Raw genomic sequence first — 18,462 nt, 5'->3', positions numbered from 1 at the left:
ATGTTGACGAGACGTCCTTCACGGGACGGATCGCTTTTTGAATCCCCGCGAGGTAGTCATGAGTCCCCCAAATAGCGTCACTGCACAAGTCGTGCGGGACAACTTCGATGCCGGATCGCTGTCCTGGATCATGGCGGAAATCCGCGAAGCGCTGGACAAATCAAAGGCTGCGCTGGTCGAGGCTATCCGTCAGGACGACGAAGCGCGCCTGGTCACGCTGCGTCACGCGCGCGCCTTCCTGCATCAGGCCCATGGTGCCTTGCAGATCGTCGATATTGAAGGCGTCACCCTGATTACTGAAACGGCCGAAGACGTACTTGAGCGTATGGAGTCCGGCCAGATAGGAGTGACGCCGCAAGCGGCACAGGCGCTCGATAATGCCTATCAGGCCTTGCTGGCCTATCTCGATGAATTGCTGACGGGCGTGCCGCAACAGCCGGTGCGGCTGTTCCCGTATTACCGCGCGTTGCTCGAATTGCGCGGCGCCGAACGGATCCATCCTGCCGACCTGTTCTTCCCGAACCTGGCGGTGTGTCCGCAACCGGAGCCGGTTAGCGCTACCGATGTGGCACCGGTCAATTACCTCAAACTGCGCAAGCGTTTCGAGATCGCTTTGCTGTCATTCCTGAAAAAATCCGACGAGCAGGCGCTGGCGAGCGTGCCCGACCTGCTGGAGATCATCGCCCTGGTCGAGCAGGCGCAGCTCACGCCGCAGACGCGCAATTTCTGGTGGGTGCTGCGGGCACTTGCCGAGGAGGTGGCGACGGGCCAGATTCCGGCCGAACGATATGTGAAACAACTCTTTGCGCGGATTAACCTGCAAATTCGTCGCCTCAGCGAAGGCTCGACCAGTCTTGCTGAACGCCTGTTGTGTGATGCGCTGTTCTTCCTTGCCCGCATCGAGCGACCGTCGGCGCTGGCGCAACAGGTCCGCGAGGCATACCAACTCGCGGGGCGGGTGCCGCAGGACTACGCCCGGCCGCGCTACAACGCCGTTGACAGCGATGCCTTGCAGCAGGCGCGTGAACACCTGACTCATGCCAAGCAATTATGGAATCGACTCGCTGCCGGCGATGCCAGCATGGCGACGGCATTCGAAGCCGACATGCATCATCTGGCAGTGGCTGGAAGCCGCTTGGGTGCCCCCGCGCTTGCCAAGTTTCTGGGTGAAGTCAGTGGCATTACGCGGCATGCCGCGCACAGCCGGCCAGGTGACCAGCTTGGTCTTGACGTGGCAACCTGTTTGCTGTTCGTCGATAACGCGCTGACCAACCTGACTTGCCTTGATGAACACTTTGCAGTGCGCGCCGATGCGCTGAGCGCGCGTTTGCTATCGCTGGTGGCGGGCGATGCGCCACTTCCCGCCGATGGCTGGCTCGCCGATATATCGCGTCAGGCGCAACAGCGGCAGACCATGGCCGTGCTGGCGGTCGAGATGCAATCGAATCTGCGGCAGGTCGAAAAGACCCTCGAAGATTATTTTCGGGACCCGCGTGAAAGAGCCAGCCTGCCGTCGCTTGGTCCCCTGTTGCACCAGATCGGCGGTGCGCTGGCCGTGCTCGATCAACCTGAAGCGACCCGAGCCGTGCAGCATGTCGAACGAGCAGTACAGGCTTTTGTCAACAGTCCCGCCGAGGCCGAGCCGGACGTCGCGGCGTATTCGGCCGTGGCACAAAACATTGGCGCGTTGAGTTTTTTTATCGAAACACTGCAATTGCATTCCGGTGCGGCGAAGGGTGGTTTCCGGTTTGATGACGAGCAAGGTGTATTCCGTGCCGAAAAATCCGGAAAAAAGCCAGTGCCTGAGCAGGCATCGGCACATGAAGAGGGTGTCTCATTGCATCCCGATCATGCCTTCGCTCAGGCTAGCTTCCATGCCAACGGTCGCGACGGTCAGCATGGTGTCGACGGCCGGCGCGCCGCGCCGGAACCTGTTTCGGTCGAAGAAGAAATGCGCCAGCACCAGCAGCATGCGGCCAACCTGGCCGCACTGCTGATCGGGCAACCGGACGATTCTGCACTTCAGAAAAAGTTGCACGATGTGCTGCAGCAGGTCCAGCGTGATGCCCGTCTGCTCGATCATCATGAGGCCGGTGCCCAGGCTGGCGCGGTGATCGCGTTGCTGGGGCAACCCGACTTTATCGCCGCTTCCGGCGCGTTGGCCGGGTTGTTGCCTGGCGGTGTAGCGATATCAGTGGATTCAGTGACAACCGTTGCAGCCGTTAAACCCCTTGTTGCGGCTGAACCTGCGCAAGAGACCGGGGAGGCCGACGATGCCGAACTGCTGGAAATATTTCTTGGCGAAGCCGTTGAGGTGCTGGGAGCAGTCCGCGCCACGCTTCCGTATCTCCACGCCGATCCGCACGATAACCGCCAGCTGGCAACCTTGCGGCGTGGTTTTCATACGCTCAAGGGCAGCGGTCGCATGGTCGGCCTGGATGCACTCGGCAATGCCGCGTGGAGCATCGAGAAAGTCCTCAATCGCTGTATTGCCGACGAAACTGGCTGCATCCCTGACACGCTCGGACTCGTCGACGAGGCAGAACAACTGCTCACTGCATGGGTCGGCGAACTCAGTGCCGACGGTCATTCGGAACGTGATGGCCTGGCACTGATCGCTGCCGCACAGCGACTGCTGGACGGCACGCCCTTGCCGACCGATGTGCTCTCTGGCGAGGACGAGGTGATCGTTGCCGAAGCGGTACCGGAGAACGACGGAATGGTCCCGGTTGACGACCTGTCCGATGTGCCGGCAGCGCCGGTCACGCCTGACAGCGGTGCCGAAGTCATTGTCTTTCCGGGTGCACAGGCACCAACGCGTGACGACAGTATCCGTCGCATTGGCGACCTCGAGATCAGCCTGAATCTGCACAGCATCTATCTGGCTGAAACCGATGAACTGGTGCGCGTGCTGTCACAGGATCTCGGCGAATGGCGGCATGAACCAGAGCGCCGCGTTTCGGTCCATTCGGTGCATGCCGCCCACTCGCTGGCGGGCAGTTCTGCCACGGTCGGCTTCAAGGCGATGCAGGAACTGGCGCACGGACTGGAAAATATCCTGCAACTGCTGGCGCGTAAAACCGTGGTGCTGGAACCCGCTGATTTCGACCAGATCGCCCAATGTCTGGGTTTGATGAAAAGCATGCTGCAAGAGTTTGCGCTGGGCGAGCTGCCCTTGCCGCAGCCGGTCCAGCTCAACTTATTGGCGGCGTTGTTGCAGGATCTCGATACCCGTATCAGTGCGGCTGTTCCGGTTGATACCCCTGTCAAAGAGTTGGCCAGCAAGACGAACGAAGTGGTTGCTGCGGGCAGCACTGCAGTGCTTCCTTCAGTGCTTGCTGTTACCGCGCAAGTCACCGACGAACTGGATGCTGATTTGCTGCCGGTTTTCATCGAAGAAGGAAAGGATATCTTGCCGCAAATGGGCACTGCGCTGCGCGCCTGGCAAGAGTCGCTGACCAGCACCGCGCTGCCGCAATCGCTGCTGCGCCTGCTCCACACGATCAAAGGCAGTGCCCGAATGGCTGGGGCGATGCAGCTGGGGCAGTACCTGCACGACACCGAAAGCCAGGTCGAGGTACTGCTGCATGATGGCAGCCCGGATTCCGCTGCACTCGATGCGCTGCTGGCGCGGCACGATGTCAGCTTGTCGTTGTTCGAGCTGTTGCAGGATCCGGCAACAGCGTCATTGGCCGCGCAGCCAATCCCGGAACGGGGCGTACCCGATGCGTTTGTACCGACGTTGTTGCCGTTGTCCGGGCCCGATCAGGTGGCATTGCCGTCTGCGCTCGGTGCCGCTACCGCACCGATGGTGCGGGTACGTGCCGATATCCTCGACCGCCTGGTGAATCAGGCTGGTGAAGTATCGATCTCGCGTTCCCGACTCGAAACCGAAGTCGATACCTTGCGTCAGTCGCTGGGTGAACTGACCGACAACGTCGGGCGCTTGCGTCAACAATTGCGCGAAATCGAATTGCAGGCCGATAGCCAGATTGCCTCAAAGATGGCGCAATCGACCGACGGCGTATTTGATCCGCTCGAATTTGACCGCTACACGCGGTTGCAGGAGCTCACCCGGATGATGGCCGAGAGCGTCGGTGATGTCGCCTCGGTCCAGCAAAATCTGAATCGTACCGTCGATCAGGCCAGCGTCGACCTGGTCACGCAGGCACGCCTCACGCGCGAGTTGCAGCAAGATCTGATGCGGGTGCGCATGGTGCCCTTTTCCAGCATCTCCGAGCGACTCTACCGTGTGACACGCCAGGCATCGAAGGAAGTCGACAAGCGCATCAACCTCGATATTCGTGGCGGAAACGTCGAGATCGATCGCGGTGTGCTGGAAAAAATGGCGGGCCCGTTTGAACATCTGTTGCGCAATGCCATCGTGCATGGCATCGAAAGTCGCGAACAGCGCCAGGCCGCCGGCAAGAATGAAGTCGGAGAGTTGCGCGTCGAAATCCGGCAAGAAGGCAATGAGGTCGTGCTGGAATTTTCCGATGATGGTCGCGGGCTTGACCTGCAACGTATCCGCAACAGAGCACAGGAGACTGGCTTGCTGCCACTCGAGCGTGACCTCGCCGAGGCCGAATTGACGGACTTGATTTTTAATCCGGGTTTTTCAACGGCAGCGGAAGTCACCGAGCTGGCCGGACGCGGAATTGGCATGGACGTGGTGCGTTCCGAAGCCGGCAGTCTTGGCGGTCGGATCGCGATCGACTCGCAGGCAGGGCAGGGCGCGCAATTCACGATTCATCTGCCACTGACCCTGGCGGTAACACAAGTCGTCATCGTACGGACCGGCGAGAAAATTTATGCGGTGCCATCGGTGCTGGTTGAGCAGGTGCAGCAGCTCAAGTCAACCGCGCTGGCCAGTGCCTACAACGACGGAGCGGTCCAATGGCAAGGTCAGCGTGTGCCGCTGTTCTATTTGCCGACGTTGCTGGGGGATCGCCAGACCGTCGCGGTGACCCAGCAATACGCACCGCTGATCATTTTGCGCAGCGGGAACGACCGGGTCGCCATCCATGTTGATGACATCCAGGGTAATCGTGAGGTTGTCGTCAAGAACATCGGTCCGCAACTGGCGCGCATGGTTGGCATCGCCGGTGCCACGGTGCTCGGTTCCGGCGAGATCGTCCTGATCCTCAACCCGGTGCCGCTGGCGCAACGCGTGTTGCTTGACTCCGCACGTGCGGCTGTCATCGACGGCGTGGGTGCCGTTGCCGATACGCGTCAGGCGGTGCAGGGTTTGCAGTCGCAGCCTATTGTCATGGTGGTCGATGATTCGTTGACCGTGCGGCGTGTTACGCAGCGTTTGCTGGAGCGCGAAAGTTATCAGGTGGTACTGGCCAAGGATGGCATCGATGCGCTTGAAAAACTACAGTCGATTACGCCGGACATCATGCTGGTCGATATCGAGATGCCGCGCATGGACGGCTTCGACCTGACCCGCAATGTCCGCGGCGATGAACGGACCCGCCACATCCCGATCATCATGATCACCTCGCGCACGGCAGCCAAGCACCGCAACTACGCGATCGAACTGGGTGTCGATGCGTATCTGGGCAAGCCGTATCGGGAAACCGATTTGCTGGCGGAAATTCATGCGTTCATTGAGCGCAAAGTGGTGGGCGGTTGATGCGTTGTATTGAATTGCAGAGGCGCATCCGGTGCAATGCCCTTCGGTTATTGCACCCTACGGTTTTTTGAGGTGGTGCAATGCGCTTTGGTTATTGCCCCCCCCCACGATATATTTATTGATGACTTTTCACGTAGGGTGCAATAACCAAAGGGCATTGCACCGCGCGCACTGGCCACCATCGCCAAGCCCAATCAAATTTTTCCCGCGATCAATCAGCGTCCGGCTCCGCCTCCGTGACCGCAACCTTCTTGACCACGGCATAACGCGCGAGCGTCTGCTTGCGCGCCACATCATGCGCGACCACGGGCAGCGGATAATTGACGCCCAGTTCGACCCCCGCGTGATCGAGTTCCATCTTTGTCAGCAGCCAAGGTGCATGCAGTTGCTTGTTGCCGAGCTGCGCCAGTTGCGGGAGGTAGCGTCGGATAAACCGACCGTCGGTATCGAATTTTTCGGATTGCGTGATCGGATTAAAAATACGGAAATACGGTTGCGCGTCGCAGCCCGATGACGATGCCCACTGCCAGCCGCCATTGTTGGCCGAGAGGTCGAAGTCAATCAGTTTTTCGGCGAAATAAGCTTCGCCGCGACGCCAGTCGATGCCGAGATCCTTGATTAAAAAACAGGCAGTGACCATGCGCAGGCGATTGTGCATGTAACCGGTCTGATTAATCTGCGCCATGGCCGCATCGACGAGCGGATAGCCGGTGCGACCGGTACACCACGCCTCAAAAAGTGCATCGGCAGCCGGGCCAGTTTCCCATTGGATCGCGTCGTAGTCAGGTTTGAACGCGCCGCGCACGACGTGCGGATGATGCTGCAAAATCATGAAGTAGAAATCACGCCAGACCAGTTCGGCCAGCCACGTGTTGGCACCGCTGGCATCGGCTGCAACGCGTGCCGCTTCACAGGCACGTCGGGCCAGATGGCGGATCGACACCGTCCCAAAGCGCAAGTGTACCGACAAGTAAGACGGTCCCTTGATGGCTGGAAAATCCCGTGTCTGCTTGTATTTATCGATGCGCTCCATGAAATTGTCGACCAGCTGCTGACCACCGTGCATGCCGATCGGGATAGTCAATTGTGCAAAATTCGATGGCGCAAAACCGAGTTCGGCCAGCGTCGGCATCGTGTGCGCGATCGGGCTGACGGCAAGGCGGTCGGCCAACGACTCGACCGGATAGGCGCGGACGTGCACATCGGAGCTATCGAATTGCAATTGCCTGAGCCAGGCATTCTTGTACGGTGTGAAGACCGAGAACGGTTTGCCGGCCAGCGACAGAACTTCATCCTTTTCAAACACCACCTGATCCTTGTAACTGTGCAGCGCAATGTCGTGCTGCTGCAGCGCGCTGGCGATGGCGGCATCGCGCGCGATCGCTTGCGGTTCATAGTCGTGATTGATGAAGACCGCGTCCACCTCCAGTTCGCGCGCCAGTGCGGGAATCGCATCGGCGGCACGGGCATGGCGCACGATCAGCGCGCCGCCGAGCTTGACCAGTTCCTCGTGCAATTCGATCAGGCTGGCATGCAGGAATTCGATGCGGCGATCTTGCTCGGGCAAGTGCTGCAGGATGTCGCTGTCGAAAATGAAAACACAAAAAACCGCGCGGCTTTGGGTGAGGGCGTAATGCAGCGCAGCCTGGTCAAAGACGCGCAGGTCACGCCGAAACCAAAGTAGTGAACGGGAATACGGCAAGTCGGAGAGCGTGTCAGTGGTCATGGAGGTCCAGGCGGGAATAAAGGGCTGGCGACATTATCGTTGTTCTGCGCGAGCGCGTCCTGCGTGCAGGCAGCGCTTGCGCTTTCCCGGATTGACTCCCCATCAAAGCTGCTAAAATGCCGCCTATGGCGACGCACAAAAAGACCCCCCGCACGACCCCTGGCGACGACTCGCATCAAGACCCGGCCGGACTGGCTGATATCGATGATGCGCCGTTGGGCATGGACCTGACCAATCACTTCCTCATTGCAATGCCGGCGATGGCCGATCCGGTCTTTGGCGGTACCGTGATTTATCTCTGTGAGCACAATGCCCGCGGTGCCCTTGGCGTGATCATCAACAAGCCCACCGACATGACGCTCGAAGTCCTGTTTGAGCGTGTCGATCTGAAACTCGAAATCAATCCGCAGCACCCGACCTTGCCCGCCTATCCGGTGATGTTCGGCGGGCCGGTCCAGCTCGAGCGCGGCTTCGTGTTGCACGCGCCGCTGGGTCCCTTTTCATCGATGATGAAAGTCACCGATGACATCGCGCTGACCACCTCGAAAGATATCCTCGAAGCGGTGGCGGGTGGCAAGGGACCGGGGCAGTTGCTCGTCACGCTGGGATGCGCCGGCTGGAGTGCTGGCCAGCTTGAGGATGAAATCATCCGCAATGGCTGGCTCACCGTCGAGGCCGATCCGGTCGTCATGTTCGACTTGCCGGTCGAGCAGCGCTTCGCAGCGGCAATCCGCCTGCTCGGTATCGATCCAAGCATGCTCAATGCCGAGGCCGGGCATGCCTGAGCCGGTCTCTGCAGGCGCGCATTGATGGAGACGGTGCTGGGTTTCGACTTCGGCCTCAAGCGCATCGGTGTGGCCGTTGGCAATACGGTGATCCGGCAGGCGCAAGCACTGACCATCATCGACGCTGCCACCAACGACGCCAAGTTTGCTGCCATTGCCGCGCTGGTGGCCAGCTGGCAACCGGCGCGCTGTATCGTTGGCATGCCGTTTCATCCGGATGGTGCCGAACACGAGATGTCGGTGCGCTGCCGCCGTTTCGCCAACCAATTGCATGGCCGCTATGGCTTGCCCACCGTGCTGGTCGACGAACGTTATACCTCGGCAGTCCTTGTCCAGCAGCGCGGCGAACGGATCGACGATCGTGCCGCCGCGCTGATTTTGCAACAATACTTTGACGATCCTACCGATGCCCATTCTTCCCCATGAACTCGACGCCGAGGCGCTGTATGCCGACCTTGAGCGCCAGATTGTTGCCGTTCTCGGCAGCACCGAACATCTCGCGCTGGCCGGAATTTATTCCGGCGGTGCCTGGCTGGCCGAGCGGCTGGCGAAAGCCCTGAAGATCGAAGACCGGCTCGGCTATATCGATGTCTCGTTTTACCGCGACGACGTTGCCGAAAAAGGGCTGCACGCAGCGGTCAGGCCGAGCCAGATCAGCTTCGACGTCGAAGGTGCCACCATCCTGCTCGTCGATGATGTGCTCTACACCGGACGCACCACGCGCGCGGCGATCAATGAATTGTTCGACTATGGCCGCCCGGCACGCATCCTGCTGGCAACGCTGGTCGACCGTGGCGCGCGCGAACTGCCAGTCGCACCGGACTTCGTCGGTGCCACGGTCACGCTCGCAGCCGACCAGATTCTGACCCTGCAACAAGGCGCCGATGGCGCGCTCTCCTTTACGGTGAACCATGCATAACCCGCAACTGAACAAGGATGGCGATTTGCAGCACCTGCTGACCATCGAAGGCCTGCCCAAACGCATCGTCATGGATATCCTCGACACCGCACAATCGTTCGTCGGTATCAGCGATCGCGAAGTCAAGAAGGTCCCGCTGATGCGCGGCAAGAGCGTCTTCAATCTGTTTTTCGAGAACTCGACGCGTACCCGCACCACCTTCGAGATCGCCTCGAAGCGCTTGTCGGCCGACGTCATCAACCTCAACATCCAGGCTTCCAGCGCGACCAAGGGTGAATCGCTGCTTGATACCATCGACAACCTCGCCGCGATGCACGCCGACATGTTCGTCGTGCGCCACGCATCCTCCGGCGCGCCGCACCTGATCGCCCGCCATCTGGTCGAGACCGGCCAGTCGCACGTCCATGTCGTCAATGCCGGCGATGGCCGCCATGCCCATCCGACCCAGGGCTTGTTGGACATGTACACGATCCGGCACTACAAAAAAGACTTCACCAACCTGACTGTCGCCATCGTCGGCGACATCCTGCACAGCCGTGTGGCGCGCTCGGACATCCATGCGCTGACCACACTGGGCGTGCCGGAAATCCGCGCGATCGCGCCGCGCACACTGCTGCCGACCGGGCTCGATCAGATGGGTGTACGGGTCTTTACGGACATCAACGAAGGCTTGAAAGGCGTCGACGTGATCATCATGCTGCGCCTGCAAAACGAGCGCATGAGTGGTGCGTTGCTGCCGTCGGCACAAGAGTTTTTCAAGAGCTACGGCCTGACACCCGAGCGTCTCGCGCTGGCCAAGCCGGACGCCATCGTGATGCATCCGGGGCCAATGAACCGGGGTGTCGAAATCGACTCGGCCGTGGCCGACGGCAAGCAGGCCGTAATCCTGCCGCAAGTCACGTTTGGCATCGCAGTCCGGATGGCAGTCATGAGCATACTGGCGAGTAAATAAACCATGAAACTGCATATCCAGCACGGCCATCTGATCGATCCGGCCAACGGTATCGACGCACCCCACGACGTCTTCATTGATTCCGGCATCATCGTCGGCATCGGCCAGCAGCCCGACGGCTTCGACGATGCCCGCGTGTTCGACGCCACCGGCCTGATTGTCGCGCCCGGCCTGGTCGACCTGAGCGTGCGCTTGCGCGAGCCAGGTTACGAATACAAGGCCACCCTCGAATCCGAAATGCAGGCCGCCTTGCAGGGCGGCGTGACCAGTCTGGTCTGTCCGCCCGACACCGATCCGGTGCTCGACGAGCCCGGTCTGGTCGAAATGCTCAAGCACCGCGCCCGCATCCTGAACCAGTCGCATGTCTATCCGCTGGGCGCATTGACGCGCGGGCTGAAAGGTCATGCGCTGAGCGAAATGTTTGAATTGACCGAAGCCGGTTGCATCGGCTTTTCGCAAGCCGATGAACCGATCCTCGATACCAACGTGCTGCTGCGCGCCTTGCAATATGCGCAGACCTTCGGTTACACGGTCTGGCTGCGGCCGCAAGATCCGCATCTCGGCATACACGGTATCGCGCACAGCGGACCGATCGCCTCGCGACTGGGCTTGTCGGGCGTGCCGGTGATGGCCGAGACCATTGCGCTGCAAACCATCTTTGAACTGGTGCGCGCGACCCGCGCACGGGTCCACCTGTGCCGGATTTCCTCGGCGGCCGGTATCGAACTGGTACGCGCCGCCAAGAAAGAAGGCTTGCCGGTGACCTGCGACGTCGGTGCACATTACCTGCACCTGACCGATCTCGATATTGGTTTTTTCGATTCAAATGCCCGCCTGTCACCACCGCTGCGTTCGCAGCGCGACCGCGATGCGCTGCGCGCCGGTCTGCTCGACGGCACCGTCGATGCGATCTGTTCCGACCATGCGCCGGTCGATGACGATGAAAAACTGATGCCGTTCGGCGAAGCGTCGCCGGGGGCCACGGGCCTTGAGCTCCTGCTCTCGCTGGCGCTGAAATGGGCCGACGAAGACATTGGACCGAAAGCCGGGGCGGTCTCACGCGCGCTGGCCAAGGTAACCGTCGATGCGGCCCGCGTGGCCGGTTTGCCGGCCGGGCAGCTCGGTGTCGGCAGCATTGCCGACCTGTGCCTCTTCGATCCGGCTGCGCGCTGGAAAGTCGAGGCCAGCGCGCTTGCCAGTCAGGGCAAGCACACGCCGTTCCTCGGTTATGAACTCGGAGCATGCGTGATGGCGACCGTGGTGTCGGGACGTCTGGCGTATCTGCGCCACCCGCACGGCGCATGATCGCGCTGAGCATATTGCGCATCGTCCTGCACTTGCTGCGCGGCTTGCTGACGTGTGCGCTGGTGTTTCCGCTGGTCGATGCCGACGGACGGGCGCGCCGCATCCGTAACTGGTCCGTTGACTTGCTGGCGATTTTTCGTCTGACCGTCGTGGTCAGGCATACCGGCAGCGGTGCGCTGGCACCGCGTGCGCTGATCGTCGCCAACCATGTCTCGTGGCTCGATATCTTCGTCATCAATGCAATGCAGCCTTGTCGCTTCGTGGCCAAGTCGGATATCCGAAGCTGGCCGTTGCTGGGATACTTGTGCGCCCGCTCGGGGACAATTTTCATTGCCCGTGGCCGGGTGCGCGACGTGCGGCGGATTTTTCAGGATCTTGTCGACAGCATTCGCAACGGCGAGCATGTGGCGTTTTTTCCGGAAGGGACGACCTCTGCGCAAGGGTCGTTGTTGCCGTTCCACGCCAACCTGTTCGAGGCAGCCATTGATGCCGGCGTGTCGATTCAGCCGATGGCGCTACGCTATCTCGATGCCAGCGGCGCACTCGCGCCGCATGCCGATTTCATTGGCGAAATGACCTTCGCCGAAAGCATGATGGTGATCCTGAAAGCGCCGCGCCTTACCGCCGAGCTAATCGTGCTGCCGTTGATCGACAGCACCGGAGCGCACCGGCGTGAACTGGCACCGGCAGCGCGGACCGCGATTGCGGAGGCGCTGGGATACGAACACTGACTATTCATCCGGCACCTGAAATTGCGGACAACTGACCTGCACCAGCTTGCGGTCCGACAGGCGCACGGCGCTCAGTTGTCCACCCCACAGGCAACCGCTGTCGAGTCCGATCAGGTTGGGTCGTAGCGTCAGTCCGCGTGCCGACCAGTGGCCATAGACTACCGTCACGTCGGCGCTCAGACGACCCGGTACATCAAACCACGGCACCAGTAGCTGCGCCGACTCCTCGGGATTTTTCAGGACCATGCTGCCGTCAGCGGTGCACAAGCGCATTCGCGTGAGGCCATTGACGATGCAGCGCAAGCGCTCGGTGCCGGTCAGCGCATCATCCCAGCGCGCTGGCGCATTGCCATACATCTCGCGCAGGAAGTCCACCCAGTCCTGACCGCGCAATGCGGTTTCGACTTCGCTTGCCAATGCCAGTGTTTGCGCCTGCGTCCATTGCGCCGGGACGCCGGCATGGACCAGCAGATGTCCGTCTATCCATTGCGCCAGCGCTTGCCGGCGCAGCCAGTCGAGCAATTCGTCGCGGTCGGGCGCTTGCAGGATGTCGTCGAGGGTATCGGAGCGGCTCGTCTTGCGGATTCCGTTTGCCACCGCCAGCAAATGCAGGTCGTGGTTGCCGAGCACGCAGCTGGCGCGTTCGCCAAGACGGCGGATCAGACGCAAGGTGTCCAGCGAACGCGGGCCGCGATTGACCAGGTCGCCGATAAAGAACCAGCGCGCGTCGGCATCTTCGCGCAAGACTTTTTCCATCAGCGATTCGAGCTGGCTGGCGCAGCCCTGGAGGTCACCGATGGCGTACAGAGAGGTCAGGGCGGACGAATTATTTGTCGAAATCATGTAAGCGTTCTAGCAATAAGAGGGAAGGGCGGGCATTTGCCTTTAAAATCACGCAGCAGCATTTTGTCATGCCCACCGCACGCTTCGCATTTTTGAATTCACTGAAAGAGTTTCCACCATGTTGCCACTCTCGAAAAACATCTTCAAAGCCTATGACATCCGCGGCATCGTGGGCACCACGCTCGATACCGGCATTGCCCACAGCATCGGCCAGGCCTTCGGCAGCGCGATGCTGGCCAAAGGCGAAACCGTCGCTGTCATCGGCCGCGACGGTCGCTTGTCAGGCCCTGAATTGACCGCTGCCCTGGCCAAGGGTTTGCAAGCGGCCGGAGTCGATGTCATCGACCTCGGTATCGTCGCCACGCCGATGGTCTATTTCGGCACCAACGTACTCGAAACACGCTCAGGCATCATGGTCACCGGCAGCCACAATCCTCCGGACTACAACGGCTTCAAGATGGTCCTGGCCGGCGAAGCGATCTATGGCGACACCATCCTCGCGCTGCATGACGCCATCGTCGCCAAGGACCTGCGCACCGGGGCTGGCAGCTACCGCACCCACAACATCAATCAAGCCTACCTCGAACGTATTCTCGGCGACGTCAAGCTGGCCCGCCCGATGAAGATCGTCGTCGATTGCGGCAATGGCGTCGCGGGTGCCTTTGCCGGCGACCTGTATCGCGGCATGGGTTGCGAAGTCACCGAACTGTTCTGCGAAGTCGATGGCACGTTCCCGAACCATCATCCCGATCCGGCCCATCCGGAAAACCTGCAGGACCTGATTCGCGCCCTGCAATCCGGCGATGCCGAAATCGGCCTGGCTTTCGATGGCGATGGCGACCGCCTCGGACTGGTGACCAAGGATGGACAGATCATTTATCCAGATCGTCAATTGATGCTGCTGGCCGAAGACGTGCTCACGCGCCATCCGGGCGAGCAGGTGCTTTACGACGTCAAGTGCACGCGTCATCTGGCACCGTGGATTACCGCGCGCGGCGGCGTGCCGCTGATGTGGAAGACCGGGCACTCGCTGGTGAAAGCCAAGATGCGTGAAACCGGCGCCCCGATTGGTGGTGAAATGAGCGGCCACATCTTCATCAAGGATCGCTGGTACGGTTTTGACGACGGCCTGTATGCCGGTGCGCGCATGCTCGAATTGCTGAGCCGGATGAGCGATCCGTCGGCCATCCTGAACGCCTTGCCGCAATCGACCAGTACGCCCGAACTGCAACTCTCACTCAAGGAAGGCGAAAGCTTTGCATTAATCGACCAGCTCAAAGCCGAGGCCACCTTCCCCGGTTCGGATGAACTGATCACCATCGATGGCTTGCGGGTCGAATATCCGGACGGCTTCGGACTGGCGCGTGCGTCGAATACGACACCGGTCGTGGTCATGCGTTTTGAAGCCGAAACGCCGGCCGCGCTGGCCCATATCCAGTCAGAATTCAAGCGCGTGATCCTGGCCGCCAAGCCGGACGCCGAACTGCCGTTCTGACCTCGATACTGCATTGAATATCTTGCTGGTGCGCGTATCGTCTTTGGGCGATGTCGTTCACAACATGCCGATCGTGGCGGACATCTTGCGTCACGTGCCGCATGCGCAGATCGACTGGGTCGTCGAAGAAGGCTACACCGCGCTGGTGCGCCTCAATCCGGGCGTGCGCAACGTGATTCCGTTCGCGTTGCGGCGCTGGCGCAAGAGCCTGATGCAGGCGGCGACACGCGCCGAGATAAGCGCGTTCCGGCGTCGTCTGCGTGAGGTCGAGTATGACTTCGTCTTCGATACGCAAGGCTTGCTGAAAACCGCCATCGTCATGCGACTGGCCCGGCTGACTCCGGCCGGCCAGCGCATCGGCCTGGCCAATGCTACCGACGGGTCGGGCTACGAAGCGATCTCGCGGATCTTCCATACAATGAGCGTGCCGGTTGGCGTGCGCACGCATGCGGTTGAACGTGGCCGCGTGGTGGTGGCGACGGCGCTCGGGTATGCGCTCGACAGGCCGGCCGATTTCAATTTGTCGGCACCGCCGGCCACGCCGCGTCCGCACTGGTTGCCGGCGCAACCCTTCGCGGTATTTTTTCATGCGACCGCGCGCGCGGCCAAGCAATGGCCGGTCGCGCACTGGGTCACGATTGCTACCGACCTCGCTGCACGCGGCATGCCGGTGTTGCTGCCGTGGGGCAGTCCGGCTGAAAAAATCGCCGCCGGGCAGCTTGCCGCGCAGATACCGAATGCGCAGGTACTGCCGAAACTGTCGATGATGGACGCGGTCTTGCTGGCACACGAAGCCGCGCTGGCGATCGGTGTCGATACCGGCCTCACGCATATCGCCGCCGCTTTCAACCGGCCGACCATCGAGTTGTACATCGATTCGCCGCGCTGGAAAACCGAAGGCAACTGGTCGAGCAACATCATCAATCTCGGTGATGAAGGACACGCGCCGACGGTCGATGAAGTGCGCGGTGCGATTACCGACCTGATGGGTGCGCCGTGATTCGGACGCTGTATTCGATGGCGTGGTGGCTGGCCGTACCGCTGGTGCTGGTGCGCTTGTGGTGGCGCGGGCGGCAGGAGCCGGGCTACCGGCAACACATCGCCGAGCGTTTCGGGCTGGCCCGGCGTCGCACCCGTACGGCACCGTTGTTGTGGCTGCATGCGGTGTCGGTCGGTGAAACCCGTGCGGCTGAACCGTTGATCGAGGCATTGCTGCTGGCCTATCCGCAACACGACCTGCTGCTCACGCACATGACGCCAACCGGCCGCGCGACCGGTGCCGCCCTGTTTGGTCATTACGGTGATCGGCTGCAGCAAGCCTACCTGCCATATGACACCGGCACGATGGTCGGACGCTTCCTCGATAATTTTTCGCCGTGCATCTGCATCCTGATGGAGACCGAACTATGGCCCAACGTGATGGCGTGTTGCACGGCACGCGACGTGCCGGTCGTGCTGGTCAATGCGCGCCTGTCGGAACGCTCGCTGGCGAAGGCGCTGCGGCTTGGCAAGCTCATTGTCGATGCGGCAGCGCAATTGACCAGCGTGGCCGCCCAGACTGCTGCCGATGCGACGCGGATCCGCAGCCTGGGTGTGCGCGACGTGCATGTCACCGGCAGCATCAAGTTCGATGTCACGCCGCCACCGATGGCCCTGCAGGCCGGTGCGCAACTGCGTCATCAGATCGGCCTGCGGCCGGTCCTGCTGTGCGCCAGCACCCGTGCCGGCGAAGAAGAACTGATCCTCGACGCGCTGGCGCGTAGCGACTTGCCCGTCGATACGCTGGTGCTGCTGGTGCCGCGTCATCCGCAACGCTTCAATGACGTCGCCATGCTGATCGCCGAGCACGGCATCGACATGCAGCGGCGTTCGGTGATCGGCACGGACATCGCGGATGCCAGGGTGCTGCTGGGCGATACGATGGGCGAGATGTTCACTTACTACACCGCCTGCGATATCGCGTGGATAGGCGGCAGCCTGTTGCCGTTGGGCGGACAAAACCTGATCGAAGCCTGCGCTGTTGGCAAGCCGGTCCTGCTCGGTCCGCATACGTTTAATTTCGCGCAGGCCAGCGAAGAAGCGATCGCGGCCGGTGCCGCGATGCGGGTGGACCACGCCGATGCCTTGTTCCGTGCGGCCGCGATGCTGCTGCGCGATGACGCTGTGCGACTAGCGATGGGCGAGAGTGCGCTGCAATTTGCGCAGCAGCATCGCGGGGCGACGCGGCGGACGATGGTTGTGGTGGGAGCGGTGATTCCGGGTGATGCGTCAAACCGACGCTGAGGTGTCGGCGGTGGGCGACTTGTTTATATTGATTTATGATGTGCGTTGGTTGACTCACAAGGAATTGCCATGAGCCCTGCCTCACCAAAAAACGTTACCGAACCAGCCACGCATATCACTCTGTCACTTGCGGTAGTCAACGAAGCCATGGCGTTGGGAATGAATGTTTCGCAAACTTGCGAACGCTTGCTCCAGGACGCGATCCGTGTCGAGCGCAAACGGTGCTGGGCGGTGGATAACGCCGATTTCGTACGGGCCTATAACCAGACCGTCGATGCCGAAGGATTACCCTTGACAAAGTGGCGCGCTTTTTAAAATGCCGCGCTTTGACGTGTATCGCAACCCAGGCAATCACCAAGTCTCAGTTCCTTACCTGCTGGATGTACAGAGCAATTATCTTGATGCGCTGCACACGCGCATCGTTATTCCGCTGCGGCGTATTGATGCATTTCCGCCGGTCGCCTTGCCAAAAGATTTGATTCCGGTTTTTGTCATTGAAGGCATTGCTTGCCTGCTCGATACGCCGCAACTTGCTGCGATACCGAGCAATGTACTGAAGACATCCGTGACGTCGCTTTCACTCAGCCAGTCCGCGATCATGGTGTCGCTAGACCGACTGTTTGGCGGCTTTTAGTTTGAGAAGGTTCAGCGGGCAGGTCGGTGATGCGATTGAGCCTTGCAGCGCTTGCTCTGATCCTGTCCCCCGCTAGCGCGTAGGGTGCAATGCCCTTCGGTTATTGCACCCTACACGCTGAGGTGTGTTTATTTGCTGGCATCGTCGTTGGGTAAGGTCCGTCCTGGTTTCGCCAGGAAACCACGGACTTCCGCTGAAATCGTTTTCGGGAAGTGCGTGGAGGGCGTCAGTGTCAGTCCGGTTGCCGTCGACCTGATAATAAGTTCCGTGCCGGCAGGCCAGTGCAAGTCATCCCGCATCGCTTTCGGAATAACGATCTGACCTTTGCTGGAGAGTTTGACTGTTTCCATGGTGTTGTTCACGAAGAGGGAAGTGTTTTGATCTTACCTCACCGCGATGTGTCGTCAAACCCTCCTCGTGCTTTTGGCGGAACCGCACTTGCAACAACCTGAATGACTTTTTTGTAATCGATCACGGCGAGATCGGTGCGCACTTGCGCCAACGTCAGGTTGGTGCGATTGCGTTCGGCATCAAAGATCGGCCGCACCAGCGCGTAGATACTGTTATGCCGGTCAAGTGCCATGCCGCAGGATCCCTGGTTGACCCAATCAGTTTCTGTGCCAAGGTCACCATCTGTGTAATGTTGACGAAATAATTCGTCGTTACTATCCAGTCCGAAAATATAAGTTATGCCAGTTAGCAAATTTCGTTGCTGAGGGCAGGGACTTAATCGGAGCAGGAACATGCGGAGCTGGGACGAACCGAAGAAGCGCAAGGCGCGTGTTGAAATCATTCCGATGATCGACGTGATGATGTTTCTGATGGTATTTTTTGTGCTCATCAGTCTGAATGTGATCCCGGCGCTGGGCTTGAAAACCAACCTGCCTAGTGCCAGCAGTTCGCAAGATCTGACGCCGCAGAAAAAAGCCATCATCACGATCGGGCTGCAGGATGCATTGCAAGTCGATGGGGTCGATACGCCGATTACTGCACTGGCAGCACGATTGAACCAGCAAAAAAAATCTGGCGACAAGCTCAACGTCATCGTCAACAGTGACCGTGGCGTGGAGGTGCAGCGACTCGTCGAGGTGATGGATACTCTGAAACAGAACGGCTTTGAATCGATCTCCATTGCCACCCGCAAGCCCTGA

Annotated in this window: 17 protein-coding genes; 13 read left to right on the top strand and 4 right to left on the bottom strand. The window is 60.4% G+C overall.

The window, feature by feature from the left end; translation table 11 throughout:
• The first annotated feature begins 58 nt into the window (after positions 1–58).
• Positions 59–5,638 carry an Hpt domain-containing protein gene (locus QN370_RS04630; RefSeq protein ID WP_322126387.1) on the top strand — a complete coding sequence of 1,860 codons (5,580 nt, stop codon included), beginning with the start codon at positions 59–61 and terminating at the stop codon, positions 5,636–5,638.
• A gap of 211 nt (positions 5,639–5,849) precedes the next feature.
• On the opposite strand, the gene QN370_RS04625 is transcribed toward QN370_RS04630, so the two are convergent.
• Positions 5,850–7,364, bottom strand: coding sequence for a deoxyribodipyrimidine photo-lyase (locus tag QN370_RS04625; protein ID WP_322126388.1), 1,515 nt, complete (start codon positions 7,362–7,364; stop codon positions 5,850–5,852).
• A 125-nt stretch (positions 7,365–7,489) separates the two neighbouring features.
• Here QN370_RS04625 and QN370_RS04620 point away from each other — a divergent pair, with 125 nt between their 5' ends.
• The 6 genes from QN370_RS04620 to QN370_RS04595 are packed head-to-tail and all read left to right on the top strand — an operon-like array spanning position 7,490 to position 12,056.
• Complete coding sequence (locus QN370_RS04620) at positions 7,490–8,149, top strand: YqgE/AlgH family protein (protein ID WP_416172113.1); 660 nt, start codon at positions 7,490–7,492, stop codon at positions 8,147–8,149.
• 24 nt (positions 8,150–8,173) lie between these two features.
• Positions 8,174–8,575, top strand: coding sequence for a Holliday junction resolvase RuvX (gene ruvX / locus QN370_RS04615; RefSeq protein ID WP_322126389.1), 402 nt, complete (start codon positions 8,174–8,176; stop codon positions 8,573–8,575).
• Entirely contained in the window at positions 8,556–9,068 is a 513-nt protein-coding gene (gene pyrR, locus QN370_RS04610; protein WP_322126390.1) for a bifunctional pyr operon transcriptional regulator/uracil phosphoribosyltransferase PyrR, read from the top strand. The genes ruvX and pyrR overlap by 20 nt, the downstream gene beginning before the upstream one ends.
• Complete coding sequence (locus QN370_RS04605; protein WP_322126391.1) at positions 9,061–10,020, top strand: aspartate carbamoyltransferase catalytic subunit; 960 nt, start codon at positions 9,061–9,063, stop codon at positions 10,018–10,020. Before pyrR ends, QN370_RS04605 begins: the two co-directional genes overlap by 8 nt.
• Positions 10,021–10,023: 3 nt before the next feature.
• Positions 10,024–11,325, top strand: coding sequence for a dihydroorotase (locus QN370_RS04600; RefSeq protein ID WP_322126392.1), 1,302 nt, complete (start codon positions 10,024–10,026; stop codon positions 11,323–11,325).
• A complete protein-coding gene (locus QN370_RS04595) occupies positions 11,322–12,056 on the top strand; it encodes a lysophospholipid acyltransferase family protein (RefSeq protein WP_322126393.1) in 735 nt (244 codons plus the stop codon). The genes QN370_RS04600 and QN370_RS04595 overlap by 4 nt, the downstream gene beginning before the upstream one ends.
• Here QN370_RS04595 and QN370_RS04590 read toward each other — a convergent pair whose 3' ends face one another.
• Complete coding sequence (locus QN370_RS04590) at positions 12,057–12,899, bottom strand: symmetrical bis(5'-nucleosyl)-tetraphosphatase (protein WP_322126394.1); 843 nt, start codon at positions 12,897–12,899, stop codon at positions 12,057–12,059. It lies immediately after the preceding gene.
• A gap of 118 nt (positions 12,900–13,017) precedes the next feature.
• Here QN370_RS04590 and QN370_RS04585 point away from each other — a divergent pair, with 118 nt between their 5' ends.
• The 5 genes from QN370_RS04585 (at position 13,018) to QN370_RS04565 (ending at position 17,311) form a co-directional block, all read left to right on the top strand.
• The gene (locus QN370_RS04585) at positions 13,018–14,394 is read left to right on the top strand and encodes a phosphomannomutase/phosphoglucomutase (protein ID WP_322126395.1); all 1,377 of its coding nucleotides are present in this window, start codon (positions 13,018–13,020) and stop codon (positions 14,392–14,394) included.
• Between the two features lie 13 nt (positions 14,395–14,407).
• Positions 14,408–15,394: a lipopolysaccharide heptosyltransferase I gene (waaC, locus tag QN370_RS04580; RefSeq protein ID WP_322126396.1), complete on the top strand. Its 987-nt coding sequence runs from the start codon at positions 14,408–14,410 to the stop codon at positions 15,392–15,394.
• Positions 15,394–16,677: a lipid IV(A) 3-deoxy-D-manno-octulosonic acid transferase gene (gene waaA, locus QN370_RS04575; protein ID WP_322127207.1), complete on the top strand. Its 1,284-nt coding sequence runs from the start codon at positions 15,394–15,396 to the stop codon at positions 16,675–16,677. Before waaC ends, waaA begins: the two co-directional genes overlap by 1 nt.
• Before the next feature lie 69 nt (positions 16,678–16,746).
• Entirely contained in the window at positions 16,747–16,992 is a 246-nt protein-coding gene (locus QN370_RS04570; protein WP_322126397.1) for a type II toxin-antitoxin system CcdA family antitoxin, read from the top strand.
• A gap of 1 nt (position 16,993) precedes the next feature.
• Positions 16,994–17,311 carry a CcdB family protein gene (locus QN370_RS04565; RefSeq protein WP_322126398.1) on the top strand — a complete coding sequence of 106 codons (318 nt, stop codon included), beginning with the start codon at positions 16,994–16,996 and terminating at the stop codon, positions 17,309–17,311.
• A gap of 128 nt (positions 17,312–17,439) precedes the next feature.
• Here the strand turns inward: QN370_RS04565 and QN370_RS04560 are convergent, their stop codons facing one another.
• Both QN370_RS04560 and QN370_RS04555 read right to left on the bottom strand, forming a co-directional pair.
• The gene (locus tag QN370_RS04560) at positions 17,440–17,661 is read right to left on the bottom strand and encodes an AbrB/MazE/SpoVT family DNA-binding domain-containing protein (protein WP_322126399.1); all 222 of its coding nucleotides are present in this window, start codon (positions 17,659–17,661) and stop codon (positions 17,440–17,442) included.
• Between the two features lie 38 nt (positions 17,662–17,699).
• Positions 17,700–18,056 (bottom strand): hypothetical protein, encoded by a 357-nt coding sequence (locus tag QN370_RS04555; RefSeq protein ID WP_323581681.1) that lies wholly within the window; start codon positions 18,054–18,056, stop codon positions 17,700–17,702.
• On the opposite strand from QN370_RS04555, the gene QN370_RS04550 reads away from it, so the two are divergent.
• The gene (locus QN370_RS04550; protein WP_322126401.1) at positions 18,055–18,462 is read left to right on the top strand and encodes a biopolymer transporter ExbD; all 408 of its coding nucleotides are present in this window, start codon (positions 18,055–18,057) and stop codon (positions 18,460–18,462) included. The two genes, QN370_RS04555 and QN370_RS04550, sit on opposite strands and share 2 nt — an antisense overlap.

This window comes from Actimicrobium sp. CCI2.3 (assembly GCF_035019065.1).
Taxonomy (GTDB): Bacteria; Pseudomonadota; Gammaproteobacteria; order Burkholderiales; family Burkholderiaceae_D; genus Actimicrobium.
The sequence above is the reverse complement of the archived record's forward strand: the minus strand, read 5'-3'. Positions and strand labels throughout refer to the sequence as shown.